This is a genomic window from Nocardia grenadensis (assembly GCF_050942415.1).
Taxonomy (GTDB): domain Bacteria; phylum Actinomycetota; class Actinomycetes; order Mycobacteriales; family Mycobacteriaceae; genus Nocardia; species Nocardia grenadensis.
In genome coordinates, this window is the sequence record NZ_CP192054.1 from 1 (window position 1) to 26,678 (window position 26,678).

A 26,678-nucleotide genomic window follows, 5' to 3' on the forward strand; every position below is an offset into this window, starting at 1 on the left:
ATGGACGACGAGCAGAACGTACTGGCCACCGTGTGGCCGGAGGTGGTCGCGGAGTTGACCACCGGTTCGCCCGACGGCGCCATCGGCGCGGTGACCCGAGCTCAGCAGGCCTGGCTCAAACTGGTCAAACCTTTGATGGTCGTCCAGGGCTTCGCGCTGCTCTCGGTTCCTTCCTCACTCGCTCAGGAGGCCATCGAACGTGACCTGCGTGAACCCATTCTCCGGTCGCTCGGCCGCCGGCTCGGCCCGCAGGTGGAAGGTCTCGGGGTCCGGATAGCCGCGCCCCTGCCCACCGGATCCGACAACGGTCCGGCCCGGCACGCGCGGATGACCAGTCGCCCGGAGCCGGCTCCCCGGCCCGACCATTTCGGCAACGGCCGTTCCCGACCGGCACCGTCCACATTTCCCGCGGCCGGACCGGTCGAGACCTCATGGCCGGCCGAGGCCGTGCGCGAACCCGAGGGCGCTGAGTACCCGGGTCGCGGATACCCACCGGATCCCGGATTCCCGCATCCCGCGGAGATCCCCGGTGAGCCGCGTTTCCCCGGGCGGGACTTCTCCCATGAGGCCGAACTGCCGCTGACCGGTGAACTGCCCCACAACCCCACGCTGCCGCGCCCGACCGACCCGCTCGCGGAGGCGCCGCGCCGGTCGACCCTGCCCGAGCTACCGCACGCCGGAGGCTTTCCTTCCGATCCGGCGCTACCCCGCGATATCGAGGACCCGATCCGGGACCCCTACCCGGCACCACGGTCCTACCCCCGCGAGTACACACCGGCCGCGGAATATTCGCGGGACACCGGTTACGAACGGGACCGGGAGTATCCACCCGCGGAATACCTGGACCCCTACGCGGGCAGCCGGGGCGATATCGGCGATCCGGTGACCAACGGCCGGGAGCGCGGTGCGCCATCGGCCCGGGACGGCGGACCCGAACTGGATCCGCTTCTGCCGCCGCGACGTGCCGCCCGGCCCGCCCAGGAAACTCTGTTCGCGCCCGACCTCGCCCCCGGTGATCTCGCGCCGCGGGACGAGGTCCGCGATACCGATCGCGACAGCCTGCGCGAAAGCGTCCGTGACCCGGGGGTCGATCCGGAACCCGATGTGCACCTCGAGGACGAGAAGGTGGTGAACGTCCGGGACTCCTGGCCGACCTTCTTCGCGAAATCCTCGGGTGCCGGGGATACGGCGAAACCGGCGGCCAGCCTGAACGCGAAGTACACCTTCGAAACGTTCGTCATCGGCGCGTCCAACCGCTTCGCGCACGCCGCGGCTGTCGCCATCGCCGAAGCCCCGGCCCGCGCCTACAACCCGCTGTTCGTCTGGGGTGCGTCGGGGCTAGGCAAAACTCACCTGCTGCATGCCGCCGGCCACTACGCCCAGCGGCTCTTCCCCGGGATGCGGGTCAAGTACGTCTCCACCGAGGAATTCACCAACGACTTCATCAACAGCCTGCGCGACGACCGGAAAGTGGCTTTCAAGCGCCGCTACCGGGAGACCGACATCCTGCTGGTCGACGATATCCAGTTCATCGAGGGCAAAGAAGGTATCCAGGAGGAGTTCTTCCACACCTTCAACACCCTGCACAACGCGAACAAGCAGATCGTGGTCTCCTCGGACCGGCCACCCAAACAGCTGGCCACGCTGGAGGAGCGGCTGCGCACCCGCTTCGAGTGGGGTCTGATCACCGATGTGCAGCCGCCTGAACTGGAGACGCGGATCGCCATTCTGCGTAAGAAGGCGCGCATGGACCGCCTCGATGTGCCGCACGATGTTCTAGAACTCATCGCGAGCCGGGTGGAACGCAATATCCGCGAGCTCGAGGGCGCACTGATCCGGGTGACCGCTTTCGCGTCGTTGAACGGGCAGCCGCTGGATCAATCGGTGGCCGAGGTGGTGCTGCGCGATCTGATGCCCGAATCACAGGATGTGGAGATCACCGCGTCCACGATCATGGGCGTCACAGCCGAGTACTTCAATACCTCGATGGACGAACTCACCGGCCCGGGTAAGGCCCGGCCGCTCGCCCAGGCCCGGCAGATCGCGATGTATCTCTGCCGGGAACTCACCGATCTGTCGCTGCCCAAAATCGGTCAGGCGTTCGGGCGCGACCATACGACGGTCATGTACGCGGAGAAGAAGGTCCGCAAGGAGATGTCGGAGCGACGCCGGGTGTACGACCAGGTCCAGGAACTCACCGCACGGATCAAACAGCGCTCCCGCTGACCGTCGCCCACCCGCCGCGGCCGGCGGCGGGCCGCACGGGCTTCGGTCGGGGCAGATGTCTCCGCCCGGTAGGCAGTCGCGGTGCCCACGCCGGCAGCACCGTCGGCGGCACCCGCAGATCGCCTGGCGCGAGTACGGCGACCGGGTCCGGGCGCTCGCCGCCGGCTCGGGGTGGGCCTGTTCGTGTGGGCGGCGGGCCTGTGCCAACCGGCAGTCGACGCAGCGGTAGTGATGTGGAGGCCGGGACGACCCGGGATCCCGAGCGTGGAACCGAACCGGTGGGCAGCCGACGGTTCGGGAGAGCGGCAGGGATGTCGTTCGCCGAACTACCGGCAACCGCGGCGTGGTCGCATCGGGATGCCCGGTCTGGCTTCGCGGTCGTCTATTTGAGCCGGGATAACGACGGCCATCGCCTGGACGGCTGCACCACCGCGGTCGAGGACTATCAGACCTGGTTCGTACGCTACGAGATCACTGTCGATGCGGGCTGGGCGACCCGTACCGCCCGCATCATCAGCCGATCACCGACCGGGGTGCATACGGTGCTGATCGAGTCGGACGGCGCCGGACGGTGGCTGATCGACGGTACGGCGGTGCCGGATCCGGACGGTTGCCTCGACGTGGACCTGGAATCGTCGGCGCTCACCAATACGCTGCCCGTGCACCGCCTGGGACTGCCCGTGGGTGGTCGCGCCGTGGCGCCCACGGTCTATGTCCGCGCGATCGATCTTCCTGTCGGACGCCTGGAGCAGGAGTACCGGCGCACCGCCGACCACGGCACCCGGCAACGCTACGACTACTCTGCGCCCGCATTCGATTTCGCCTGCCGCTTGACCTACGACACGTCGGGCCTCGTGCTGAGCTATCCGGGAATCGCCACCCGCGTCGTCTGAGCGATCCTATCTCCCCGTGCGGGCTGCTTTGGACCCGTGTGGGCCGGTCCCGGTTGTCGCCGCTCCCGGGGGGGGAGAGTGCCTGCCACATCGAAACTCTCACCACTGCTTTCCTTCTGCGACAGGCGCCCGTGCATGCCGTGGCGCCCGAACGGCCCGATGCCGAGCCGCCTGCCCGCAGGGAAGAGTCGGACGAGGATCACCTCGCCCACCGATCCGATCGCGCTCGCCGGGCGGGGGATCCATCGGACGCAGGCTTCGAGCCACTCGCCCGGCCCGAAGCATCGGACGGGCGGGCCGGAATCGTAAGTTGTTCCGCCGCAATCCGCTTGGCGGGCCCGACGAATCACCCGTTTTCCCGCTGCTCTACCCTGCTTCGACCGGCGTCGGCGTGTCGGAAACATCCACAGGTGTGTCGCTAACAGCCTGTGGGAGCCCTGAACTGCGGGTTCGCGGTATCCACACCTGTGGATTCCCCAGGTTGTCCACCGGTCCATCCACAGGATCGGAGGGGTGCTGGGGGCAAGTTGTCCACATGCTGTTTATCCACAGTTTCCACAGGCGATTTCGTCCACAGCTACTGAACAGCGATGTTCCGGTCAGAGGGTTGGGGACAACCTGTGGATTCCTCGAGGAATCCTCGAGGAATCCACAGGTTGTCCACGGATCCATGCACAGTGTGCACAACTGGCGAGAATCTGGGGACCAAGTTGGGGACGAGCTGTGGACGCGGTGTGGACAACAAAACCTGTCCACAGCCGCCCTCGATTCATCCTCGAGTTATCCCCTGGCCATCCACAGGCCGACACGCGGTGTGAACTGCGAAAACAAGCCGAATCCACAGTTTCCACAGGGCCTATTACTACTCCTGTTCTTCATCTAGAAAATTTCTCTTCAAAACAGGTTGTGTGGACAAGTCTCGAGCGGACCGCACCGCCCGACAGCGCCCGGAGGGAGACAAGGAGGGCAGGGGAGGCTCCGGGGGAACGAAGCGATCGCGGGCCGCATACGGCTCTCCCACTGCGCACAGATCTCTCATCTGTTCGGCGTCGAGGAGCCGGGCCGTCCCCTGTTCGCTCGCCGCGGCGCTCACAGCACCGTTCTCCGGCGCTCGCGCAACCGCCCAGCCCGCGCCACCCGGGCCACTGTCCGAAGAGACGGAATCCCGTACTCACGACCGGTCGCACGTCCGGGTTTCCGGCCTCCTTGCCACACCGAGGGGGAGGGCAAGCGCCGCCCGGACGACGAGAAGTCGGGCGCCGGCAATTGCTCGAGGTCACTCGCTCCGGATCTGTCCACACCGCTACCGTGGGACGACTGTGGATACGGCCACGCCACGGGGGAGCGCGACTATCGGCCATCGCGCCCGGATGATCCACAGCGGCCGCCTCCGCGGTTCATCCACACCGGTACACAACTGATCCGCCCAGGCAGCGGCGATTCGATTCGATTCGCCCGCCCGGCCTGGCCCGGGCGCCGCCGGAAGACGTATCCTCCAGTCGGAGGGGCAGCCGACCGCGTAGCTCTGAACGGGGTACGGTCTGATGTCGGCCGCTTGTGCCAGACTCCTGGGGCGGCCGGTCCGGTTTTCCGGCCGCCGCATCGACCGCCGTGCCCCGCGCCGGTGGCGGAGTCGGCGCAGCGGGATACACGGGGGCAGCACAGCCGTCGATCCACACTGAACGGGAGAGGACACCTCGGGCGATGGACCTTGCAGGCATGAAGTTTCGGGTCGCGCGTGAGGATTTCGCGGAGTCGGTCGCCTGGGTGGCGCGCAGTCTGCCGTCCCGCCCGCCGGTCCCGGTACTCGGCGGAGTCCTGCTGGTCGTGGACGAGGACGGCCTGACCGTCTCCGGGTTCGACTACGAGGTCTCCGCGCAGATGCGGGTCGCCGCCGAGGTCGCCGGTCCCGGGCGCGTCCTGGTCTCGGGCAAACTGCTGGCCGATATCACCAAGGCACTGGCCAACAAGCCGGTGGACGTTTCCGTGGACGGCACTCGCGTGCTGATCCAGTGCGGTAGCGCCAAGTTCTCGCTGCCGACCATGCCGGTGGAGGACTATCCCCAATTGCCGGAGGTGCCGCAGTCGAGCGGGGAACTGGCGGTCGAGGTGTTCGGCGAGGCGGTCGGCCAGGTGGCCGTCGCGGCCGGCCGCGACGACACGCTGCCCATGCTGACCGGTATCCGGGTCGAGATCGAGGGACCGCAGGTGGTCCTGGCGGCGACCGACCGGTTCCGGCTCGCGGTGCGGCACATCCAGTGGCAACCCGCGCGCGCCGATATCGAGACCGCGGTGCTCATTCCCGCCCGCACCCTGTCCGAGGCCGCCAAGACGCTGGGGACCTCCGATCGGCCGGTGCAGCTGTCGCTGGGGTCCGGAGCGGGCGCCGACGGGCTGCTGGGCATCGTCAACGGCGGTCGCCGGACCACCACCCGACTGCTGGACGCCGAATTCCCCAAGTTCCGTCAGCTGCTCCCCAAGGAGCACACCTCGATCGCGACGCTGGAGGTCGCCTCGCTCGCCGAGGCGATCAAACGTGTCGCGCTCGTGGCCGAACGCGGCGCCCAGGTGCGGCTGGAGTTCTCCGGCGAGGGTCTGCTGTTGTCGGCGGGTGGCGACGATGCCGGCCGGGCCGAGGAATGGCTGATGGCCGATTTCCGGGGCGAACCGCTGACCATCGCCTTCAACCCCGGCTACCTGATCGACGGCCTGTCCGCGCTGCGGTCCGAGCGGGTCACCTTCGGGTTCACCACACCAAGTCGCCCGGCTGTGCTGCTGCCCGCCCGCGAGGAGGAGCCGGAGCCGCTCGATTCCGGTGCGTATCCGGCGCTGGAGAGCGACTACATCTACCTGTTGATGCCGGTTCGGCTCCCGGGCTGAGCGGGAGTGGGTTCGGAAACGACGAACCGGCGCACCTCCGCCCGGTACCAGGGGGATGGGTGTACCGTACCTGCGATGGCGGTCGGTAGCGATACCTCCGCAAACCACTGCCGCGACCTGCGCTCTCCCCAGTTATCCACAGCTGTGGATAACTGGGCTGTCATTTGCCGGATGGTGTGAACAGGTGCATATCCGTGCTCTGACCTTGCGTGATTTCCGATCCTGGGAGCACGCTGAGATCGAGTTATCCACAGGCCCTACGGTTTTCCTGGGGGCGAACGGTAACGGCAAGACCAACCTGCTCGAAGCGCTGGGCTATCTGTCCACGCTGGGGTCGCACCGGGTCTCCACCGACGCGCCACTCGTCCGGGCCGGCGCCGAACGCGCCCGGATCGGCGCGAACGTGGTGCATCTGGGCCGCGAATTGCGGATCGACATCGAACTCAACCGCGGCGCGGCCAACCGGGCCCAGATCAACCGGTCTCCGGTGCGCCGGCCGCGTGAGATTCTCGGCATTCTGCACACGGTGTTGTTCGCTCCCGAGGATCTGGCGCTGGTCCGCGGCGACCCTGGGGAGCGGCGTCGTTTCCTGGACGAGCTGTGCACTGCGCGGCGCCCCGGCCTGGCCGGTGTACGTGCTGATTACGACCGGGTGCTGCGGCAGCGTTCGGCTCTGTTGAAAACCGCGGGCCGGTCCGCGCGGGCGGATCTGAGCACATTGGATGTCTGGGACGGACATCTGGCGGATCATGCGTCGATCCTGCTCGCGGAGCGATTGCGTCTGGTCCACGAACTCCATCCGCATCTCGTCCGCGCGTACGCGGCTCTCGCGCCGGAGTCGCGGCCGGCGGCGATCGGGTACCGCAGCGGGGCGCTGCCGGCCGACTTACTCGATCCCGGACGGCCGCCCGATCCCGGGGACGCGGCGCTGTTGGAGGAGGTCCTGCTGCGCGAACTCGCCACCGCGCGGTCGAAGGAGCTCGAACGAGGCGTCTGCCTGGTCGGTCCGCATCGGGACGAACTGGAGTTGATGCTCGGCGAAACTCCGGCCAAGGGCTTCGCGAGTCACGGGGAGTCCTGGTCGTTCGCGCTGGCGCTGCGGCTCGCGGCATTCGAACTGCTCCGCGCGGACGGAGCCGAACCGGTCCTGTTGCTCGACGATGTCTTCGCCGAACTCGACCGGCGTCGCCGCACCGCGCTGGCCACGGTGGCGGCGGCCGCCGAGCAGGTACTGATCACCGCGGCCGTCCCCGAGGATGTGCCCGCCGAGCTGATCGGCGCGACTCTGCGGGTGACGACCACCGGGGACCCGGAGCATCGGATATCCGGTTTCGCGCCGGATAGTCCGGTCGCCGGAGGCGACCCACCGCCGGCTGTCGCCGGTGATCCGCCCGGATGACGGACACGCGCCGCCGCTGTCTTGCATGCGCGCCGGGCCGTTCGTAGAGTGAGCCGGTACACCGGACCGTTATCCCCCGTCCGGCATCGGAACCAGGTTATCCACAGCCTGTGGATAACCTATTCGACCAGGTCGTCGCCACTTACTCCGGACGGCTGCCCGGTCCATTCGGTGACAACCGGAACCGGCACCTGAAATACCAGCCCTGAGCTGCGCGTATTCTCGATGGCTCGGCCTTCGGGCCGATCCGGGAGGCGCGATGCCGGACGCAGGTTCCCGGATGTGCACAGACTGAGGAAAAACCGGTCGAACCTGGGGATAACTCGCACCGGTGAGTGGAGCAGCGATGACCGACCAGCCCGGAACGCCCGGAGGTGCAACGCCTCCGACCGAACCGGAGTTGCGCGGGGTCGACCTGGCCCGCCGGGCGCTGGAGGAGGCTCGGGCGGCGGCACGCGCCAGCGGTAAATCCGTCGGTCAGGGACGTTCCTCCCCGCGTCGTGGTGTCCGTTCCGGTGCCCGCCGCCGCAGCGGGTGGTCCGGCCCCCGCCCTGACGACCGCGACCCGCAGCCGCTGTCCAAACTCGCCACCTCGATCGCGCGCAGCCGCGGCTGGTCCACCAAGGTCGCCGAAGGCACAGTGTTCGGGCACTGGTCGGGTGTGGTCGGGGAGGACATCGCCGCCCATGCCAAACCGGTCTCTCTCGAGAACGGGGTATTGAGTGTCGCGGCCGAGTCCACGGCCTGGGCCACACAGTTACGCCTGCTGCAGGCGCAGCTGCTCGCGAAGATCAGCGCGGCGGTGGGGCCCGGGGTGGTGCGTTCACTGCGGATCTCCGGGCCGACAGCGCCGAGCTGGCGTAAAGGGCAACGTCATATCCGGGGTCGTGGACCCCGCGATACCTACGGTTAGAACCCGGTTTCACGTGGAACGCGGCCGTGCGTCCGGGGCCCCCGCGCCTCAGTGAACTCTCAGGCCGAATCTGGTGCTTCGAAACGGCCACATCGCGAGGGGACCCGTGCCGGTCCGATTTCTCTCACCCAGGAAGCCGTCAGGGGTGTCGCAGGTGCACTGTAAGTTGGGCCGCGAAGTAGGATGGAACTGTAAATCAGCGGCGATACCCTCGGCGCGTTGCGTGCAGCCCTCTGATCGGTCCCGGGCCCACGTGCGCTGTCCCACCGCCGTCCCGGGGATCAGCAAGTAAGGAGAGCTACCGACCAGTGGCTGCCAAAGACTCCAAAGCATCAGGCTCGAGCGCATCGGAAAAGCAGGACTACGGTGCCTCCTCCATCAAGGTCCTGGAAGGCCTCGAGGCGGTGCGGATGCGCCCGGGCATGTACATCGGCTCCACGGGTGAGCGCGGTTTGCACCACCTGATCTGGGAGGTCGTGGACAACTCGGTCGACGAGGCGATGGCCGGCCACGCCACCAAGGTCGAGGTCACTCTCCTCGCCGATGGCGGTGTCCAGGTCGTCGACGACGGCCGCGGTATTCCCGTCGCCATGCACGCCCAGGGCATTCCGACCATCGAGGTCGTCATGACCCAGCTGCACGCCGGCGGCAAGTTCGACTCCGATTCCTACGCCGTATCCGGCGGTCTGCACGGTGTCGGTATCTCCGTGGTCAACGCGCTGTCCAGCCGGCTCGAAGCCGAGGTGGACACCGACGGGTACCACTGGAGCCAGACCTACAAGGACGCGGTCCCGGGGCAGTTGGTCCAGGGCGAGCCGACCAAGGCCACCGGCACCACCATCCGGTTCTGGGCCGATCCCGCGGTCTTCGAGACCACCACCTACAACTTCGAGACCGTATCGCGGCGCCTGCAGGAGATGGCCTTCCTGAACAAGGGCCTGACCATCGTCCTGACCGACGAGCGCGTCAGCGATACCGAGATCACCGACGAGGTGGTCAGCGACACCGCGGAAGCGCCCAAGCACGACGACAACGGCGAGAAGCCCGCGGCCGAACCCAAGGTGAAGACCCGCACCTACCACTATCCGGGCGGTCTGGAAGATTTCGTCCGGCACATCAACCGGACCAAGCAGCCGATCCACAACTCTGTGGTCTCCTTCAACGGTAAGGGCACCGGGCACGAGCTCGAGGTCGCGCTGCAGTGGAATTCCGGCTACTCCGAGTCGGTGCACACCTTCGCCAACACCATCAACACCCATGAGGGCGGCACCCACGAAGAGGGCTTCCGTGCCGCGCTGACCACGGTGGTCAATCGGTACGCGAAGGAGAAGAAGCTCCTCAAGGAGAAGGACGGCAACCTCACCGGGGACGATATCCGCGAGGGCCTGGCCGCCATCGTCAGCGTCAAGGTGAGCGAGCCCCAGTTCGAGGGCCAGACCAAGACCAAACTCGGCAATACCGAGGTCAAGTCGTTCGTGCAGCGGTCCTGCAACGAGCATCTCGCGCACTGGTTCGAGGCCAATCCGGCGGATGCCAAGACCATCGTCAACAAGGCGGTGTCCTCGGCGCAGGCCCGGGTCGCGGCGCGGAAGGCCCGTGAGCTGGTCCGGCGCAAGAGCGCGACGGATATCGGCGGCCTGCCGGGCAAGCTGGCCGACTGCCGGTCCAAGGACCCGAGCAAATCCGAGATCTACATCGTCGAGGGCGACTCCGCCGGCGGTTCGGCCAAATCCGGCCGGGACTCCATGTACCAGGCGATCCTGCCGCTGCGCGGAAAGATCATCAATGTCGAGAAGGCGCGTATCGACAAGGTCCTCAAGAACGCCGAGGTCCAGTCGATCATCACCGCTTTCGGCACCGGTATCCACGACGAGTTCGATATCGCCAAACTGCGATACCACAAGATCGTGCTGATGGCCGACGCCGATGTCGACGGCCAGCACATCTCGACGCTGCTGCTGACGCTGCTGTTCCGCTTCATGCGGCCGCTCATCGAGCACGGGCACGTGTTCCTGGCGCAGCCGCCGCTGTACAAGCTGAAGTGGCATCGGGTCGATCCCGAGTTCGCCTACTCCGACCGGGAGCGCGACGGTCTGCTGGAAGCCGGTCTGGCCGCCGGTAAGAAGATCAACAAGGACGACGGTATCCAGCGGTACAAGGGTCTCGGCGAGATGAACCCCAAGGAACTGTGGGAGACCACCATGGACCCCTCGGTCCGGGTGCTCCGTCAAGTGACGTTGGACGACGCGGCCGCCGCGGATGAGCTGTTCAGCGTCCTGATGGGCGAGGATGTGGCGGCTCGCCGCAGCTTCATCACCCGTAATGCCAAGGACGTCCGCTTCCTCGACGTATAGGGCGGTCCGCCCGCAGCGCTCACGCGCGCGGTGACCCGCCGTATTCCGTCAGTACCTAGGAGATTGCATGACCGACACCACCCTGCCGCCGGAGAGCGCGGGCGACCGGATCGAGCCGGTCGATATCCAGCAGGAGATGCAGAGCAGCTACATCGATTACGCGATGAGCGTGATCGTGGGCCGCGCGCTCCCCGAGGTCCGTGACGGCCTCAAACCGGTGCACCGCCGGATCCTGTACGCGATGCACGACAACGGTTACCGACCCGATCGCAGCTATGTGAAATCGGCGCGCCCGGTGGCCGACACCATGGGCAACTACCATCCGCACGGCGACTCGGCCATTTACGACACCCTGGTCCGCATGGCCCAGCCGTGGGCGATGCGGTACCCGCTGGTCGACGGCCAGGGCAACTTCGGCAGCCGGGGCAACGACGGCGCCGCCGCCATGCGGTACACCGAATGCCGGCTCACCCCGCTGGCCATGGAATTGTTGCGGGAAATCGACCACGACACGGTCGATTTCATCCCCAACTACGACGGTAAAACCCAGGAACCGGTAGTTCTGCCCAGCCGGGTGCCGAACATGCTGATGAACGGCAGCAACGGCATCGCGGTCGGGATGGCGACCAATATCCCGCCGCACAATCTGAACGAGCTGGCTGCGGCGATCTACTGGATTCTCGACAACCACGAGGCCGACGAGGAAGCCGCCCTCGCCGCCTGTATGGAACGGGTGAAGGGCCCCGACTTCCCGACCTCCGGTCTGATCGTCGGGTCTCAGGGCATCCACGACGCCTACACCACCGGTCGCGGTTCCATCCGGATGCGCGGTGTGGTGGAAATCGAAGAAGATGTCCGCGGGCGCACCACGATCGTCATCACCGAACTGCCCTACCAGGTCAACACCGACAACTTCATCAACGCGATCGCCGAACAGGTCAAGGACGGCCGGATCGCGGGCGTCGCCGATATCCACGACGAATCGTCGGACCGCGTGGGTATGCGCATCGTCGTCACGGTCAAACGCGACGCGATCGCCAAGGTCGTGCTGAACAACTTGTACAAGCACACCCAGCTGCAGACCAGCTTCGGTGCGAATATGCTCTCCATCGTCGAGGGCGTTCCGCGCACCCTGCGGCTGGATCAGATGATCCGGCTGTATGTGAACCATCAGCTGGAAGTCATCGTCCGGCGTACCCGCTACCTGCTGCGCAAGGCCGAGGAACGGGCTCATATCCTGCGCGGTCTGGTCAAGGCGCTGGATCAGCTGGACGAGGTCATCGCGCTGATCCGCCGGTCGGCCAATACCGAAACCGCGCGGACCGGCCTGATGGAACTGCTCGATATCGACGAGACCCAGGCCACCGCGATCCTGGATATGCAGTTGCGGCGTCTCTCGGCGCTGGAGCGGCAGAAGATAGTCGACGAACTGGCCAAGCTCGAGGCCGAGATAGCCGATCTGAAGGACATTCTGGAGAAGCCGGAACGGCAGCGCGCGATCGTCAAGGACGAACTCGCCGAGATCGTGGAGCGTCACGGCGACGAGCGGCGGACCCAGATCATCTCCGCCGACGGCGATGTGGCCGACGAGGACCTGATCGCCCGTGAGGACGTGGTCGTCACCATCACCGAGACCGGGTACGCCAAGCGCACCAAGACCGATCTGTACCGCAGCCAGAAGCGCGGCGGCAAGGGTGTGCAGGGCGCGGGTCTGAAGCAGGACGATATCGTCCGGCACTTCTTCGTGACCTCGACCCACGACTGGTTGTTGTTCTTCACCAACAAGGGCCGGGTGTACCGGGCCAAGGCATATGAATTGCCGGAGGCCAATCGCACCGCGCGTGGACAGCACGTGGCGAATCTGCTGGCCTTCCAGCCGGACGAGAAGATCGCCCAGGTCATCCGGATCAAATCCTACGAGGATGCCGCCTACCTGGTGCTGGCCACGCAGAAGGGCTTGGTCAAGAAGTCGCGCCTGGTCGACTTCGACTCCAACCGCAGCGGCGGGATCGTGGCGGTGAACCTGCGCGACAACGACGAATTGGTCGGCGCCGTACTGTGTTCGGCCGAGGACGACCTGCTGCTGGTCTCCGCGCAGGGGCAGTCGATCCGCTTCTCGGCCACCGACGAGGCGCTGCGCCCGATGGGACGCGCCACCTCCGGGGTGCAGGGTATGCGGTTCAATGCCGAGGATGCCCTGCTGTCGCTGAATGTGGTCCGGGACGGGACATACCTGCTGGTAGCGACCTCGGGTGGCTATGCCAAGCGGACCGCTATCGAGGAGTACACCGCCCAGGGACGCGGCGGAAAAGGTGTATTGACGATCCAGTACGACACCCGGCGTGGCACGCTGGTAGGGGCGCTCATCGTCGACGACGACGACGAGTTGTATGCCATCACCTCCAGTGGAGGCGTTATCCGTACTGCCGCCCGGCAGGTGCGCAAGGCCGGTAGGCAGACCAAGGGCGTGCGATTGATGAACCTCGCCGAGGGCGATACCTTGCTTGCGATCGCACGTAACGCCGACGAGCCCGAACAGATCGACGGCGGCGGTTCTCCCGAGCAGTAATCCCATATCGGCGGCAAAGAACGGATCCGAGGATTCCCATTGACCACTCCGAAACAGCCGAGCGACGAGCGGCAGCAGACGAACGGCGTGACCGAGCGGGTCACCCCGTCCCCGATTTCGCCGCGCCCGACTCAGCGGCCGGGCGAGGCCGCGGACCACGAACAGGCAGGCGGGCAGCCGGGCGGTAACCCGTCCGGCGGTGCGCCCGCCGGTGGTCCGCAGCCCGAAAAGCAGGAGCAGCAAGGCGAATTCGCGTCCGAATCGCGCAACGCCCCGACGGACCGGAGTTCCGGTCCGTCGGCCGGTGGCGGACCGGGCGATCAGCAGGGCGGCGCGGGCAACCAGCAGCCCGGCAACGGGCAGGACACCAACCGATACCAGGAGGGCTGGTCGCAGCTGCCGCAGCGGGAACCACAGTCGAATCTCTCGCGGCCCGGCCATATGCCGGTGGGCGGCGCCCAGCGGTCGGTCGGCCTGCAGGGCGGCGGCGGCCTGCAGGGCGGCGGCCTGCAGGGCGGGGTCACCAATGCCCGCACCACCAGCGACCTGGCGGCCAAGGCGGCACGCAAGGAAGCGGCCATGTCCAAATCCGTTGGGCTGGACGGGCCGACGCGCAGCATCGCGCGTCCGGAGCTGGTGAAGGATATGCCGGATCTTTCCGAGATCCGGCATCCGCTACCCCCGGAACAGCCGCCCAATCAACCGCACAATCCGTACACACCGCCGGTCGCGACCCCGTCCGCGCCGGCGGCGCCGCGCGGGCTGCCGCAGGCGGTGCTCGGCGGAGAACCGTTGCGCGCCACCGTGCAGGTGCGCCGGATCGATCCGTGGTCCACGCTGAAGATCACCCTGGTGATCAGCGTGGCCATGTTCTTCGTGTGGATGATCGCCGTCGCGCTGCTGTACATGGTGCTCGCGGGCATGGGTGTTTGGGAGCGGCTCAACAGCACCTTCACCGATATGGTGTCTCCGGACAGCGGCTCGGTGGGGCTGATCGACGCGGGTACGGTCTTCGGCTACGCCGGGGTGATCGGGCTCATCAATGTCGTCTTGTTCACCGCGCTGGCCACGGTCGGCACATTCATCTACAACCAGTGCTGCGATATGGTCGGCGGGATCCAGGTCACGCTGGCCGACCCGGACTGATTCGTACACATCTGGAACGGCCGGCGCCAGGCCTGGGCGCCGGCCGTTCCGCTTCTCGGTCGAGCTTCGACGTCAATGCTCTGACCAGCTGTTTTGGTTGAAATCACGGTTTCCTGTAGTCTCTGTTCTCGGTCATAGAACTACAGTTCACGTGCGAAACTGAAGTTCGATGCACCCCGCGGGTCTATAGCTCAGGCGGTTAGAGCGCTTCGCTGATAACGAAGAGGTCGGAGGTTCAAGTCCTCCTAGACCCACACTTGTACGAGACACCAGCCCTCGAACCTTTCCAGGTTCGGGGGCTGATTCGTTTCCCTCGGCGTTCCCGGATACCGTCCGGTCCGGAATTGAGCTGTCCCGGTGCCACAGGACTAGGCTCGAGAGCATGAAATACGTTCTCACCATCGGTCTTGTCGCTGCGGTTCTCATCGGTATCAGCAAGCTGCGCCAGCGTGACGACGCCGACCTGTGGCACGAGGTCACCACACGCTGACCTTGCCCCGGGCGACGTTCGCTGTCGTTGCCGGCGGACCCGGTGACAACCGGGTCGCCGTGATCACGGCCGGGCCAGCAGTTCGATGACCGAGTACACCTGTTCGGTGGTCGGCGTCGGCAGATTGTCCCGGCCGTGGATCAAGCCGAGGCCGATGTAGACCATCGCGCCTGCCCGGAGGCCGGCCTGGTTCTCGTCGAATCCCAGGTCCAGCATCGTCCGGTGAACCGTCTCGAACACCCGCTGGTCGAGGGTGCGTACCGCATCGGCCACCTTGGGGTTGCTACGCGACCATTCCCGCACTGTGGTCTCCACGATCCAATGCCGGTGGTCGACGAGCATGGCGGCCATCTTCTCGATCCGCTCCTCCACCGGGATCTCCACGAAGCCGCCCAGCTCCCGTATCGTCTCGCTCTGTACCGCGCTCCAGCGGTCGGCCATTGCCGCCATGAGCTGTTCGATATCGTCGAAATGCCAGTAGAAGCTGCCCTTGGTCACTCCGAGCTCCTGGCACAACCGCGGAATCCTGATCGCCGCGATGCCTTCGCGGGACAGCAGTTCGAGCGCCCCGTCGACCCAGTCGTCGTAGGACAGCCGGGCGGTGCGCCGGCGCCGGGTCTGTTGGGCGCGAGCCTTTTTCGATCGGGGTCGGGGTGGCGCCGTCCGGTCGTCGGCGGGATCGGGGTGCGAAGCCGTTGACGAACCCGCCGTCATCGGTTCGACAGGTCAGCGCTGAGTCTCATACTCCGATGGTAGGGGAGGGGGCCGACGGCCTCGACGTATTCGCCCATCATGGCCGGACGCCGGTCGAGCCCGCGATCTGTGTCTCTGCCGTGCGGAAGTGTCCGATGCCATCTCCGTACTATGAAGTACAGTTAATCCATACGATTCGGTATGGGTGGGATCGCGCGCCGTCGCGGTTCGCCACCAGGTCCCGGGCGGCCCCGGTGAGGAGAGCAGCGATGTCGATACCAGCGGCGACACCGGCCGGGGACGCAACGGACACACAATGCCCGACGGCCTTCCGTTACTGGCAGGCGCGAGACACTCCCACGGTCAGGCGAGTCGAACGGGTTTTCCGGACGATGACCGTTCGGGGCTGTTTCCGACCGACGAGCAGGCGCGGGCGCTGTGCGCGGATATGTTCGCCGGCGATCCGGTCGCGGAACGTTTCGCCGCGGAGGTCATGTGCGGGGAGACCGGCCGGGAGCACGGCCGTCGGCTGCTGGACACCGCGCTGCGTGGCGGCATCGACTCGGTCCCCGACGCACCGATGGCCATGCGCGAGCTGTTCGACGAGTTCGAGACAGTACCCGACTGGGTCCGTCCGGAGCTGGTCGAACGCGGCGCCGCGGTCTGGCGGCGCTGGGGCACCGTGCTGTTCGGTTTCGCGGGTGCGGAGACCTTGGAGATGTACACCGAATCCGCGGTCGCGACACCACTTTCGCTGGCCGGTGGTTACGCTGGGGACAGCGCGCTGCGCCGCTTCCTGGAGACCTGCCGGTTCTGGATGGATGTCTCCCAGCCCGGTGCGCTGCTGAGTCCGGGCTCACCGGGGTGGGCCACCGCGCTGAAGGTGCGGATCATGCACGTCTCGGTGCGCGCGGGTGTACAGCGGCATCCGGAATGGGAGATCGAGCGGTGGGGGCTGCCGATCAGCCAGACCTATCAGTTGCTGACGCTGATCGCCGGGAGCACGATTCCGGGCCTGGGGCTGTGGGCGCTGGGCCACCAGACGACCCCCGCGGAGTTCCGGGCGCTCCTGCATTTCCAGAAGTACATGGGATATCTTCTGTGCGTTCGGCTGACGTGACACCCCGAGACCGTGGCCGACACGCTGCGGGTGATGGCGATGACGATGGTCGCGAGGTCGTACGACTCCGGTGCGCAGGGCGCCGAACTCATCGAGTCCTATCCCGCGGCATTCGCCCCCCGCCCGGAGCAGCGGGGCGCGGCTCGGCCGGGTGCATGAGCGGATCATGCTCTGGCACCGGGAGAACTGGTATCGCGAACAGATGCAGGGCCGGGAAGCGGAGTTCGAGGCGACCGGTGCCCTACGGCGCTGATCGGTGCCCGCGGGTATCCTTGTTTGACGGTGTACGTGTCGGAACGCTAGTGTTTCGCAGGCAACTTGCGGCTCCGGCCGCACGACTGCCCGGGGCCTTAGCTCAATTGGCAGAGCACTGCCTTTGCAAGGCAGGGGTTAGGGGTTCGATTCCCCTAGGCTCCACTTCGGGCGATTAGCAGGCGACTGCGGCCAGATGGCCGCGGTGCCTGTCTCCCCATTCCTCGAGCGGACGCAGCGCCTGGGCGAGCTCCTCCCCGAGCGGGGTCAGCGAGTATTCGACCCGCGGCGGGACCTCCGCGTACACCTCCCGCCGGACGATGCCGCCGGCCTCGAGTTGGCGCAGATTCTCGGTCAGCACCTTCTCGCTGACCCCCGTCAACGCCCGGCGAATCTGGCCGAACCGCTGTGGGCTCGCACCCAGGACCCACATCAGGTGCAGTTTCCACTTGCCACCGACCACCTCGATGGCCAGCGACATCCCACACACTTGGTGATCCGCATCACTCGCGCCGGCCACCTTGTCCTCCTGACCTCGTTACGGACCTGGCGGTAAGCAACCACATCCGCAGGTGCGTTCTTGTCCGACTCTACCCACGTGACCAGCATCGGTATCGGCGCCGCAACCAGCTGAACCACTACCGAGAAGGACATCGAATGTCTCAGGAGAAGATCCGGTCCGTCAGTGTCATCGGGCTGGGGCCGATGGGCCGGGCGATGGTGCGGGCGTTCCTCGCCGCCGGTATCGAGGTCACCGTCTGGAATCGCAGCGGCGACAAGGCCGACGCGATGGTGGCCGAGGGCGCGAAACGTGCCGCGACCGCGGTCGACGCACTGGAAGCCAATGAAGTCACCGTGCTCAGCCTGACCCATTACGCGGCGATGTACGACGTACTCGGCCCGGCGGCCGGCAGTCTGCCCGGCAAGGTGATCGCCAACCTGTCCTCGGATTCGCCCGAGAACGCGCGTAAGGGTGCGGCATGGGTGCGTGAGCAGGGTGCCGAATTCCTTTCCGGCGGTTTCATGTCCGCCGGGGACAATATCGCCCACCCGGCCTCGTATGTGTTCTACAGCGGACCGCGGGAGGTTTTCGACGCCCATGCCGAACTCCTGCGGCCGTTGAGTCCGCAGGAGTACCTCGGGGTGGACGACGGTCTGGCGCAGGTCTTCTATCAGGCGTTGCTGACCGTCTTCCATCCGTGGATGCTCGCCTTCGACCAGGCGCTCGCCGTTATCGACCGCTCCGGGGTCGATATCGACCAATTCCTGCCGTACGCTGTGCGGTCCAGCGAGGCGTATCCGTTCTTCATGAGCGAGTACGCCGCAGCGGCGAAGGCCGGAGGCTGGGGCGATCTCGCTGCCTTCGAGATGATGGACGCGGGAGCGCAGCATGTCATCGATGCCGGTGCCGAGGCCGGCGTGGACACCACCCTTTCCCGTGCGGCTCAGGGGTTGTGGCGCCGGGCACGGAGCGCGAGTGAGAAGGCCGGACGTCCGGTACCCATCTTCGAACTGATGCGAGGCGGCGACTCCGCATAGGTTTCGGCCGGGCCCGGACCCCCGCTATCCGCGGGGGCCGGGTTCCGGTGCCGGATTCGCCAGGCGGGCCTTCTCCGTGATCTCGGCGGCGTACTCCATATGGTCCACGCCCGGAAGTTGCTCCAGGGTGAGGCTTTCGATATCCCAGCGCGGCCGGGCGTCGGCGATGAACCGGATGGCGTCCCGGACGAAGCGCTCACCGGCCGGTCTGCCGATATGCGCCGACGGCGTGAAGAGGCGGAGCCAACCCAGCAGATCCGCTGCCGTGCCGTCGATCCCGGTGGCTTTCACGGGTTCGCCGGCCGTCGAGGTGTCCGGCAGTAGAAGGCTGGTCGGTGAGACGCCGAGCGCGACCGCCAGTGCGATCAGATCGTCCACGTCCACCCGGCGCTCACCCCGTTCGATCCGGGCCAGGCCGAGTACCGGGATCGGACGTCCGATGGCCTCGAGCCTGCGCGCCAGATCGGCATAACCGAAGTTCATCCGGTTGCGATACCGCAGGACGTTCGCGCGCACAGTATCGCCGGTGGGGCCGAGCGGGTTCTTCTTGATCACCACCTGACCAGGGTTATCTATCGAAATGATGCCGTCAAATATCGTTTCGATGTAGTGATCGAGAGCACGGCACGCGGGCTGTTCGCGGGAAAACCGATCAACCTGATACCTATCAAAATGATGTCATACATGATCCTTTTGATAGAAATAGCGGTTTCTATCAACTCGAGCGGGTCGCCATCAAGTACGCCTGCCCGGTCCGTTCCCCGTCCTCGGCGCTGCGGTCGAGCCGCAACTCGATGCTGAATCCCATCACCGTAAGGGAATCGGCGAGCTCGCCGGTCGAGATGCGGTGGAAGTCCAGCGATATGGCGTGCCCGTAGCCCTCCTCCAGATGCAGGACGTCCGCACCCGACTGGAAGGCCAGCAGCAGTTTGCCGCCGGGGCGCAGAACTCGCCGGAACTCGGCGAGCACACCGCCGCGTTCGGCCGCCGGGATATGAATGAGGGAATACCAGGCCACCACGCCGGCCCGCGAGCCGTCGGGGATATCGAGCGCGGTCATGGATCCCACCTCGAAATCGATATCCGGATAGGTGTTCCGCGCCAGTTCCACCATTGCCGGGGACAGGTCGATACCGTGGACCCGGATCCCTTGCGCCGCCAGATGAGCGGCGATCCGGCCCGGCCCACATCCGATATCGGCGACCGGACCCGAAACGCCGACCGACTCGGCGAACGCGGTGAGTACCGCTCGGTCCCAGAACCGCCTGTCCATTTCGCCGGCCGCATGCTCGGCGTAGGCGGTGGCGATCGCGTCGTAACCGGCGCGGGTACGAGAGAGAAAACAGGATTCGGTCACCGGGAAGACAGTAGTGTCCAAGGCGTAACCCGGCGGCGCTCGTGACGTTCGCGGTGCCGGGGCGTAGCTTTGGTGGTGTCGCCCCTGCGCAGACGAGGGAGAAGACCTGGTAATGCCTGCTACGGATTTCAGCGGGCCCGGGATCGACGGATCGGACTGGAGACGCGGACGGGTCTTCTGGTTCGACTCGGAGAAGGGCTTCGGCTACATAAAACCCGACGACGGAACCGATCAGGTATTCGTCGAGTACCGGTGCATAGAGACCGACGGCTACCGCACCCTGCACGCGGGTCAGCCGGTGCTGTTCGTCAGCACTGCCCGGCCCCGCGGGCACGAGGCGGTGACGGTCCGGCCGGAGGCCGGCGCCGGACTACCCGATACCGTCCCGGGCGGCGGCCGCAGCCGGAATTAACGCCGGACCCGCATGGCGCCACAGAGCGGTGCCGGCCAATCCACCGCGGCCGCTGTGAGTTCCCGGTCGAGGGCGGCCGCGGTATCGGCGGCGAACGCCGCGGCCGTACGGCTGTGCGTTTTCGGGGTAGTACCGGATGTGGTGTTCGCCGGTGAAGAAACCGGTACCCCGGTCGGCGCGGTATTCGTCGGTGATTCCCGCCCGTTCGAAGACCCCGGTCGCGGCCGATACGCACAAGGCGAAATAGTGCGTGACGTTCATATGGTCGTTCTCGTCGCGGTAGACCTCCGGGACTGTGTATGGCCGAGCTCGCGGGGTAGCGTCACCACCTGCTCGTAGCCGGGAATCGAAATCGTCCCGGTCATGATCAGCTCCTCCTCGTCCCCGGCGTTTCAGAGCGGCCGCACATCGATAACCTTACGCAGCCGTGCCTTGTCGCGTTCGAGCCTGCGGGCCTCGTAGGCGATGGGGAAGTACCGCAGCCGTTCCGGCAGCAGCGGGACCAGTCGGGCGAGGAACCAGCCGAGGACGCGCAATTTCCGTTCGTCGGATTCGCTCCAGGTGAGACCGAGTTTGCGGCGGGCCGCCTCCGGCGTGGTACCCACGGTGACGAAGTACTGCATCCGGCCGAACGGGCCGGTCAGCGTCTGCCACACCGGGCGCAGCGCCCCCGGCAGCTGGGTGGGTGGGGCGATGGTCCGGATGACCTTCAGATAATCCTTCGCGGTCTGTGTGGCCTCCAGATGGTTCTCGACCTGGTCGGCGAAGAATTTCTCGAAATCGGCGTAGGTGGCCGGCAGTTCCTTGGGGGGTACCGAGAAGTTGCGCATCAGCTGCAGGGCTTCGCGATAGTAATCCTCTTTCTCTGCCGCGGTGAGCGGGCGCTTCGAGAAGTACTTCGCGTTCTCGGAGAAGGCGAAGGTGCCGGTGTGCAGCACCCAGGCCCACGGGCCGCTGGACAGCGCGGTGTGCCGGACGCCTTTGGCGTCGGTGGTGTTGAGGGTGGCGTGCATCTTGCGTAGCCGGTCGGTCTCGCCCAGCGATTCCTCCCCGCCGTAGGTCCACATCATCACCGCCGAGAGGCTGCGTACCGCGCGGCCGACCGGGTCGGTACGGAAGGTGGAGTGGGCATCGACCACCGCGGAAATGGTGGGTTCCATGGTCTGCAGGAGGAAGGCGGAGCCCGCGGTGAGGGAGAAGGTGATCAGGCCGGTTTCTTCCCAGGTCCGGGTGCCGGGACCGAAGGGGCGGCGCTCCACCGGAGCGTGCGTGTCGGTGGCTACGACGGACGCGGTCATGCGGATCTCCCTTGATCTACTGCATCGATCTGATGAGACGATGATACTGCAAATCTCTCACTATTGCGTTGGGGGATGTGCGCGGCGTCCTGATGTAGGGCGGGAAGTGGTTTCGGGAGCCGTACGTGACCGATGTTCGCGGAGCGGAACGCGGTACCCGAAAAAGGGGGAGCGGGGGCCGGGTGTGCGGTGGCGACGGAGCCCGGATATGAGAGCGGGCCTCGGCGAAGGGGGGGAGTTAGCCGAGGCCCGCGTAAGGTCGGCCCGGGGGGGAGGGGCCGACGGCACCGATCCTACGCGATATCGCGAAAGTACGCGCATATGGGGCCCAGGAGTTTCGAACTTTTTTCGGTGCGGATCACAGTGTCGTGCCGGGGTCGGTGGACCATGCGGAAGAACGGCCGGAAGTGTTGTCGATCAATCGAATTGACCTACCGGTCCGTTGTATTCCGCCCAGCGGAACACGGCGATATGCGGCCCTCGCCGAGCATTGTCCGGGCCGACTTGTCGGACCCGGCTGTCACTATGCCGTTGTGCACTGTCGGCGTGCGCACGGCCACTTCGACTGTCGTGCTCCGGAGCGCACTCGAGTAGCCGCGGAAACCGAATCGAGTGGTGCGCCACGCGCGATTTCGCGACCGGGAGCGATGGATATGAGATCCGGTGTGTCCCGCATCCGTTGCCGGTCCGCGATGGGCCCTGGAGTAGTGGGGGAGGACGCCGGAGAACCGGATAAATCGGATGAAAACGTCGGTGGCCGCGACGATACTGCACAGTGTCGGCCGGGCGGCCGAAGCGCCTGAGGTCGGTGGCTCGCCACCGGCGATATACGACTCGTCCTTGTCGATCACTCAGTTCAGGAGAATCATGCCCGACGCAATAGTCGCCGAGGGTCTCGTCAAACACTACGGCCGCCGGGTGCGCGCACTCGACGGCCTCGATCTGACCGTGCCCGAAGGCACGGTCACCGCGCTACTGGGACCCAACGGAGCCGGTAAGACCACCACCGTTCGAGTGCTCACCACTCTGCTGGTGCCCGACGCCGGCCGGGCGACTGTCGCAGGGATCGACGTACTCGCCCGGCCGCGTGCGCTCCGCTCGCGGATCGGGGCCTCGGGGCAGTACGCGGCGGTCGACGAATATCTGACCGGTTTCGAGAACCTGGAAATGGTCGGGCGGCTTTATCACATGGGCACGCGGCGCAGTAAGGAACGCGCGCGCGAGCTACTGGAGAGATTCCGTCTCAGTGATGCCGCCGACCGCCCGGTCCGCGGCTACTCCGGTGGTATGCGCCGTCGGCTCGACCTGGCCGGGGCACTGGTGGCCAACCCGCCGGTGCTGTTCCTCGACGAACCCACCACGGGTCTGGACCCACGGGCCCGGCTGGACCTCTGGGATGTCATCGAGGAACTCGTCGCCGGCGGTACCACCCTGCTGCTGACGACCCAATATATGGAAGAGGCCGACCGCCTCGCCGATGCCATCGCGGTCATCGACCGGGGTCAGGTGATCGCCCGCGGCACCGCCGACGAATTGAAGAGCATGGTCGGGGGTGATCGGATCGAGTTGACCGTCGATCACATCGACAATCTGGCCGTGGCCCGGCGGACGCTCGCGCCGCTGGCCGACGGCGATATCCATATCGAACCCGGGCTGCGTCGGGTGGTGGTCCCGGTCAGCGACGGATCCCAGGCGTTGGTCGCCGCCATCGGCAAGCTGAGCGACGAGGGGGTGAAGATCCAGGACGTCGGGTTGCGGCGGCCCTCGCTCGACGATGTGTTCCTCACGCTCACCGGGCATGAGGCCGAGGAAACGGCCGATGACGGCGGCGATTACGAGCAGGGCCGGACGTCCGAGGGCGGTGGGCGCCCCGGAGAGGTCCCCGAGGCGGATACGGCCGGCGGATCCGGTCCGCCGCGCGAAGTCGAAGCAATCGAGGCGATGGAAGGAAGAAGCAGATGACCGCGCTGGCGACCGTCGGTGATATCGGGGAGAACCCCACCTTGGTCGAGCGGCTGTCCATGGTGGTCAGCGACAGTCTGACCGTCACCAAACGCAATGTGATCAAGATAAAGCGAGTGCCCGACGTGCTGATCTTCAGCACCCTCTCGCCGATCATGTTCGTCCTGTTGTTCGCCTATATCTTCGGTACCGCAATCAAGGTGCCCGGTATGGAGGGCGGCTACCGCGAATTCCTGATCGCGGGCATCTTCGTCCAAACAGTGGTGTTCGGGTCCACGTTCACCGGGCTCAGCCTCGCCGAGGATATGCAGAAGGGCATCATCGATCGCTTCCGCTCGCTGCCCATGGCCCCGTCCTCGGTGCTGATCGGACGCACGGTCAGCGATGTGGTCATCAACGTGGTCAGCCTGGTGGTCATGTCACTGACCGGACTGGTGGTCGGCTGGCGGATCCGCGGGTCGGTCGTGGACGCGATCCTGGCCTACGTCCTGCTGCTGCTGTTCGCCTACGCCATCTCCTGGATCATGGCCGTGGTCGGCCTGATCGTGCGCACGCCCGAGGTGTTCAACAACGCCAGTTTCATGGTGATCTTCCCACTCACCTTCCTGGCGAACACCTTCGTGCCGATGGACGAGCTGCCGACACCGCTGCGCGTTTTCGCCGAATGGAATCCGGTCTCGGCCCTCACCCAGGCGTCCCGGGAACTGTTCGGTAATACCGCGCCGCTCACCGCGGAGTCCACCGCCTGGTCGATGCGGCACCCGGTGGCGACCACCCTGGTCTGGGTGGTCATCATTCTGGCCGTGTTCGTCCCGCTGGCGCTGCGGCAGTACCGCAGGACCGTCAGCCGCTGAGAACGGTCAGTCCGCGGTGGCTTCGGGACCGTCCGGAGCCGCCGCGGCGCCGTTGCGCGTATAGCCGATCCGGGGCGGTGCCGGGGCCGGCTCGGGCGGTTGTGGGCGCTTGCTGCGCACCAGCCACGCGGTACCGCCCGCAGCCGCCACCGCGGCGGCGGCCAGCAACCGATAGCGCGAACGACTGGATGGACGCAGTGGCCTCGAGCTCATGGCACAACTCTGACACAGCCCGGCGGATAACGCAGACCGGCAGGTCAGGGCGCTGTCATCGGCCCGGAGTGCAGCACCGTCGAGCTACGGACCGCGGGCGCGCATGGCACGATGGGCTGGTGAGTACGACACGCCCGGCCAGGTCGGGAGCGCACTGCGGAACAGCTCCGGCAACGAAGCGGAGTCCCTGGTGAACCCCCAGCAGCCCTCGACCCCGGCTCGGGTGTGTGTCCGGCACGCCGACCGCCCGACCGGTCTGTCCTGTACCCGCTGCGGCCGTCCGGCCTGCCCGGAATGCCTGCGTCCGGCCTCGGTCGGGCAGCACTGTGTCGATTGCCTACGCGCCGATCAGCGCAGCACACCGCAGATGCGGACCGTATCGGGTTCGGCCGCGGCCCGTAGCTCGGTCCCGTTCGTCACCTACACCCTGATCGCGCTCAACATCGTGATCTACGCCGTCACCGCGGCGCAGTCCCGCAGCGTGATGGAGAACGAGCGCGGGTCGGCCCTGTTCGTGGATTGGGTCATGTACCCGCCCGCCGTGGCCGGCGGCGACTGGTTCCGCGTGATCGGTTCCGGGTTCCTGCACTACGGGCTGATCCACCTGCTGCTGAACATGTTCGCGCTGTATATCGTCGGCCGCGATATCGAACTGGTGCTGGGCCGGACCCGCTACCTGGCCGTATACCTCATATCGCTGCTCGGCGGATCGGCCGCGGTGATGTTGCTGGCCCAGGACAGTCTCACGGCCGGCGCCTCGGGCGCGGTCTACGGCTTGTTCGGCGCGATCACGGTCGTGCTGATCCGGTTGCGGCAGAACCCGAACAATATGTTGATCCTGATCGCGATCAACGTATTCATCAGCTTCTCACTACCCGGCATCTCGCTGTGGGGGCATTTGGGCGGTCTGGCCGCGGGCACGCTGGCGACCCTCGGCGTCATGTTCCTACCCGCCTGGCTACGGGTTCGCACGCCGGAGCGGGCACGGCTGGTCGGGGTGCTCGCGTTGGCGGCTCTGGCGGTGGTGGCCGTCGCGGTGATAGTGCTCGCGGCGGTTTCGCTGCGCTGAGCCGGACGGGCCCGGCCGCAGCTCCGACGCCGTGGGCCCCGGCATGTTCAACGTGAAACATTCGGCCGCGCGGAGTTCATGTGGCCATGATGCCGCCCGCCTGGGTGCTCAGCGCGCGGCGTCGCCACGCAACCGCAGTTCCGTCCGCACCGCGTCGTAGACATCCTCGGGGCTCGTGCCCAGATCCCAGCGGCCGAAGATCAGCAGCCGTTCGGATCCCAGATGGTCCACATCGATCTCCAGCATCGGCGACTTCCGGCCCAGGCGGCGGTAGCCCACCACCCGGGCACGCAGGATCTGGTCACGGGTGTACTCGGTGACGCCGGTGAGGGTGCGCAGCACCAGCCGCGGATTCTCCCCGGGTACCACCGCGAGCCGGGGCCGCTGGCGCATTCCCAGCACGGCCAATCCCAGCAGTACCAGTGCGGCCACCCCGAGCAGGAATTTGCCGGGCAGCTCGGTCATCAGTACCGCCGCTACCGCCAGGACCACCCCGCCACCGGCCGCCGCGATCAACGCGGGCAGGGGAGTCGTCCAGGCGAGACCGGGTTCGGTGCGGTCGGGCTGCACGCGGTGTACCTCCATCTGAGGTCGAGGGTTATCCACAGAGTTATCCACAGGTGTGCATTAATTACACCGGTGTAACCCCGGTAGAGGTGCCGCTAGCGCCACCGCATCGTCATGATCAGCCCCACCACCATCAGCCCGAACCCGATCAGGAAGTTCCAGGCATTCAGGTTGCTCATCCAGCTGATCTGATCGGCCGCGAGGTAGTAGACCAGCAACCAGACCAGGCCCGCCAGCATGAAGCCCAGCATGATGGTGACGTACCAGACAGGCGACGGACCGGCTGCCTTCACCTTCACCGGCGTACGGCTGGCGGGGTTGATCGTGTAGTCGGTCTTCTTCCGGACCTTCGACTTGGGCATGATGTCCTCGAGTTCAGCGTGCAGGTCGTATTCCAAGGCTATCCCACCAGGTAATCGGTGTGATGCCCAGCGGCCGTACGGTCCGCGTGCCCGATTGTGTCGCAAACGCA

General features: G+C 66.5%; 22 protein-coding genes, 2 tRNA genes and 1 pseudogene. 16 read left to right on the top strand and 9 right to left on the bottom strand.

Annotated features, from left to right (window positions below; genetic code table 11):
* From dnaA to ACQPYS_RS00045, 9 genes are all read left to right on the top strand, one after another.
* A complete protein-coding gene (gene dnaA / locus ACQPYS_RS00005) occupies positions 1 to 2,226 on the top strand; it encodes a chromosomal replication initiator protein DnaA (protein WP_433491370.1) in 2,226 nt (741 codons plus the stop codon).
* 311 nt (positions 2,227 to 2,537) lie between these two features.
* Positions 2,538 to 3,119 (top strand): putative glycolipid-binding domain-containing protein, encoded by a 582-nt coding sequence (locus tag ACQPYS_RS00010; RefSeq protein ID WP_433491371.1) that lies wholly within the window; start codon positions 2,538 to 2,540, stop codon positions 3,117 to 3,119.
* Positions 3,120 to 4,823: 1,704 nt separating this feature from the next.
* A complete protein-coding gene (gene dnaN, locus ACQPYS_RS00015; RefSeq protein ID WP_433491372.1) occupies positions 4,824 to 5,999 on the top strand; it encodes a DNA polymerase III subunit beta in 1,176 nt (391 codons plus the stop codon).
* Between the two features lie 184 nt (positions 6,000 to 6,183).
* Positions 6,184 to 7,398, top strand: a complete 1,215-nt coding sequence (recF, locus tag ACQPYS_RS00020) for a DNA replication/repair protein RecF (RefSeq protein ID WP_433491373.1) — start codon at positions 6,184 to 6,186, stop codon at positions 7,396 to 7,398.
* Between the two features lie 346 nt (positions 7,399 to 7,744).
* Complete coding sequence (locus tag ACQPYS_RS00025) at positions 7,745 to 8,311, top strand: DUF721 family protein (RefSeq protein ID WP_433491374.1); 567 nt, start codon at positions 7,745 to 7,747, stop codon at positions 8,309 to 8,311.
* Positions 8,312 to 8,619: 308 nt separating this feature from the next.
* Positions 8,620 to 10,665: a DNA topoisomerase (ATP-hydrolyzing) subunit B gene (gene gyrB, locus ACQPYS_RS00030; protein ID WP_063040402.1), complete on the top strand. Its 2,046-nt coding sequence runs from the start codon at positions 8,620 to 8,622 to the stop codon at positions 10,663 to 10,665.
* 67 nt (positions 10,666 to 10,732) lie between these two features.
* Positions 10,733 to 13,234, top strand: a complete 2,502-nt coding sequence (gene gyrA, locus ACQPYS_RS00035) for a DNA gyrase subunit A (protein WP_433491375.1) — start codon at positions 10,733 to 10,735, stop codon at positions 13,232 to 13,234.
* A 39-nt stretch (positions 13,235 to 13,273) separates the two neighbouring features.
* Entirely contained in the window at positions 13,274 to 14,380 is a 1,107-nt protein-coding gene (locus tag ACQPYS_RS00040) for a DUF3566 domain-containing protein (RefSeq protein ID WP_433491376.1), read from the top strand.
* 180 nt (positions 14,381 to 14,560) lie between these two features.
* Positions 14,561 to 14,634 (top strand) — tRNA-Ile (locus tag ACQPYS_RS00045).
* Positions 14,635 to 14,933: 299 nt separating this feature from the next.
* Here ACQPYS_RS00045 and ACQPYS_RS00050 read toward each other — a convergent pair.
* Positions 14,934 to 15,584, bottom strand: coding sequence for a TetR/AcrR family transcriptional regulator (locus tag ACQPYS_RS00050; protein ID WP_433491377.1), 651 nt, complete (start codon positions 15,582 to 15,584; stop codon positions 14,934 to 14,936).
* 248 nt (positions 15,585 to 15,832) lie between these two features.
* On the opposite strand from ACQPYS_RS00050, the pseudogene ACQPYS_RS00055 reads away from it, so the two are divergent.
* Positions 15,833 to 16,936, top strand: a pseudogene (locus ACQPYS_RS00055) (oxygenase MpaB family protein).
* Between the two features lie 91 nt (positions 16,937 to 17,027).
* Positions 17,028 to 17,100, top strand: a tRNA-Ala gene (locus ACQPYS_RS00060).
* A 10-nt stretch (positions 17,101 to 17,110) separates the two neighbouring features.
* Here the strand turns inward: ACQPYS_RS00060 and ACQPYS_RS00065 are convergent.
* Positions 17,111 to 17,416: a winged helix-turn-helix transcriptional regulator gene (locus ACQPYS_RS00065; protein WP_433493157.1), complete on the bottom strand. Its 306-nt coding sequence runs from the start codon at positions 17,414 to 17,416 to the stop codon at positions 17,111 to 17,113.
* A gap of 176 nt (positions 17,417 to 17,592) precedes the next feature.
* Between ACQPYS_RS00065 and ACQPYS_RS00070 the strand changes: the two genes are divergently transcribed.
* Positions 17,593 to 18,474, top strand: coding sequence for an NAD(P)-dependent oxidoreductase (locus ACQPYS_RS00070; protein WP_433491378.1), 882 nt, complete (start codon positions 17,593 to 17,595; stop codon positions 18,472 to 18,474).
* A gap of 24 nt (positions 18,475 to 18,498) precedes the next feature.
* On the opposite strand, the gene ACQPYS_RS00075 is transcribed toward ACQPYS_RS00070, so the two are convergent.
* Positions 18,499 to 19,032, bottom strand: coding sequence for a helix-turn-helix domain-containing protein (locus tag ACQPYS_RS00075; protein WP_431939574.1), 534 nt, complete (start codon positions 19,030 to 19,032; stop codon positions 18,499 to 18,501).
* A 157-nt stretch (positions 19,033 to 19,189) separates the two neighbouring features.
* A complete protein-coding gene (locus ACQPYS_RS00080) occupies positions 19,190 to 19,831 on the bottom strand; it encodes a class I SAM-dependent methyltransferase (RefSeq protein WP_433491379.1) in 642 nt (213 codons plus the stop codon).
* Between the two features lie 112 nt (positions 19,832 to 19,943).
* Here ACQPYS_RS00080 and ACQPYS_RS00085 point away from each other — a divergent pair, with 112 nt between their 5' ends.
* Positions 19,944 to 20,243 (top strand): cold-shock protein, encoded by a 300-nt coding sequence (locus ACQPYS_RS00085; protein WP_063040416.1) that lies wholly within the window; start codon positions 19,944 to 19,946, stop codon positions 20,241 to 20,243.
* On the opposite strand, the gene ACQPYS_RS00090 is transcribed toward ACQPYS_RS00085, so the two are convergent.
* Together ACQPYS_RS00090 and ACQPYS_RS00095 are read right to left on the bottom strand one after the other, a co-directional pair.
* Positions 20,202 to 20,504: a hypothetical protein gene (locus tag ACQPYS_RS00090; protein WP_433491380.1), complete on the bottom strand. Its 303-nt coding sequence runs from the start codon at positions 20,502 to 20,504 to the stop codon at positions 20,202 to 20,204. The genes ACQPYS_RS00085 and ACQPYS_RS00090 overlap by 42 nt on opposite strands.
* A 131-nt stretch (positions 20,505 to 20,635) precedes the next feature.
* The gene (locus ACQPYS_RS00095; RefSeq protein WP_433491381.1) at positions 20,636 to 21,541 is read right to left on the bottom strand and encodes an oxygenase MpaB family protein; all 906 of its coding nucleotides are present in this window, start codon (positions 21,539 to 21,541) and stop codon (positions 20,636 to 20,638) included.
* An 867-nt stretch (positions 21,542 to 22,408) separates the two neighbouring features.
* Between ACQPYS_RS00095 and ACQPYS_RS00100 the strand changes: the two genes are divergently transcribed.
* A complete protein-coding gene (locus ACQPYS_RS00100; protein ID WP_433491382.1) occupies positions 22,409 to 23,503 on the top strand; it encodes an ATP-binding cassette domain-containing protein in 1,095 nt (364 codons plus the stop codon).
* Between the two features lie 59 nt (positions 23,504 to 23,562).
* Complete coding sequence (locus tag ACQPYS_RS00105) at positions 23,563 to 24,357, top strand: ABC transporter permease (RefSeq protein ID WP_063040475.1); 795 nt, start codon at positions 23,563 to 23,565, stop codon at positions 24,355 to 24,357.
* A 6-nt stretch (positions 24,358 to 24,363) separates the two neighbouring features.
* Here the strand turns inward: ACQPYS_RS00105 and ACQPYS_RS00110 are convergent, their stop codons facing one another.
* A complete protein-coding gene (locus ACQPYS_RS00110) occupies positions 24,364 to 24,570 on the bottom strand; it encodes a hypothetical protein (protein ID WP_431939569.1) in 207 nt (68 codons plus the stop codon).
* A 187-nt stretch (positions 24,571 to 24,757) separates the two neighbouring features.
* On the opposite strand from ACQPYS_RS00110, the gene ACQPYS_RS00115 reads away from it, so the two are divergent.
* A complete protein-coding gene (locus ACQPYS_RS00115) occupies positions 24,758 to 25,639 on the top strand; it encodes a rhomboid family intramembrane serine protease (protein WP_433493158.1) in 882 nt (293 codons plus the stop codon).
* 108 nt (positions 25,640 to 25,747) lie between these two features.
* Here the strand turns inward: ACQPYS_RS00115 and ACQPYS_RS00120 are convergent, their stop codons facing one another.
* Positions 25,748 to 26,209: a PH domain-containing protein gene (locus ACQPYS_RS00120; RefSeq protein ID WP_433491383.1), complete on the bottom strand. Its 462-nt coding sequence runs from the start codon at positions 26,207 to 26,209 to the stop codon at positions 25,748 to 25,750.
* Between the two features lie 92 nt (positions 26,210 to 26,301).
* The gene (gene crgA / locus ACQPYS_RS00125; RefSeq protein WP_030524428.1) at positions 26,302 to 26,568 is read right to left on the bottom strand and encodes a cell division protein CrgA; all 267 of its coding nucleotides are present in this window, start codon (positions 26,566 to 26,568) and stop codon (positions 26,302 to 26,304) included.
* Positions 26,569 to 26,678 lie beyond the last annotated feature (110 nt).

Excerpts from the sequence above, each read along its gene's own strand:
- ACQPYS_RS00025 (WP_433491374.1), top strand. The coding sequence starts at position 7,745 with ATGACCGACCAGCCCGGAACGCCCGGAGGTGCAACGCCTCCGACCGAA.
- ACQPYS_RS00070 (WP_433491378.1), top strand. The coding sequence starts at position 17,593 with ATGTCTCAGGAGAAGATCCGGTCCGTCAGTGTCATCGGGCTGGGGCCG.
- ACQPYS_RS00010 (WP_433491371.1), top strand. The coding sequence starts at position 2,538 with ATGTCGTTCGCCGAACTACCGGCAACCGCGGCGTGGTCGCATCGGGAT.
- ACQPYS_RS00095 (WP_433491381.1), bottom strand. The coding sequence starts at position 21,541 with ATGACCGCGTCCGTCGTAGCCACCGACACGCACGCTCCGGTGGAGCGC.
- ACQPYS_RS00105 (WP_063040475.1), top strand. The coding sequence starts at position 23,563 with ATGGTGGTCAGCGACAGTCTGACCGTCACCAAACGCAATGTGATCAAG.
- ACQPYS_RS00065 (WP_433493157.1), bottom strand. The coding sequence starts at position 17,416 with ATGTCGCTGGCCATCGAGGTGGTCGGTGGCAAGTGGAAACTGCACCTG.
- ACQPYS_RS00090 (WP_433491380.1), bottom strand. The coding sequence starts at position 20,504 with ATGAACGTCACGCACTATTTCGCCTTGTGCGTATCGGCCGCGACCGGG.
- ACQPYS_RS00085 (WP_063040416.1), top strand. The coding sequence starts at position 19,944 with ATGCCTGCTACGGATTTCAGCGGGCCCGGGATCGACGGATCGGACTGG.
- dnaA (WP_433491370.1), top strand. The coding sequence starts at position 1 with ATGGACGACGAGCAGAACGTACTGGCCACCGTGTGGCCGGAGGTGGTC.
- crgA (WP_030524428.1), bottom strand. The coding sequence starts at position 26,568 with ATGCCCAAGTCGAAGGTCCGGAAGAAGACCGACTACACGATCAACCCC.
- dnaN (WP_433491372.1), top strand. The coding sequence starts at position 4,824 with ATGGACCTTGCAGGCATGAAGTTTCGGGTCGCGCGTGAGGATTTCGCG.
- ACQPYS_RS00100 (WP_433491382.1), top strand. The coding sequence starts at position 22,409 with ATGCCCGACGCAATAGTCGCCGAGGGTCTCGTCAAACACTACGGCCGC.
- ACQPYS_RS00110 (WP_431939569.1), bottom strand. The coding sequence starts at position 24,570 with ATGAGCTCGAGGCCACTGCGTCCATCCAGTCGTTCGCGCTATCGGTTG.
- ACQPYS_RS00050 (WP_433491377.1), bottom strand. The coding sequence starts at position 15,584 with ATGACGGCGGGTTCGTCAACGGCTTCGCACCCCGATCCCGCCGACGAC.
- gyrA (WP_433491375.1), top strand. The coding sequence starts at position 10,733 with ATGACCGACACCACCCTGCCGCCGGAGAGCGCGGGCGACCGGATCGAG.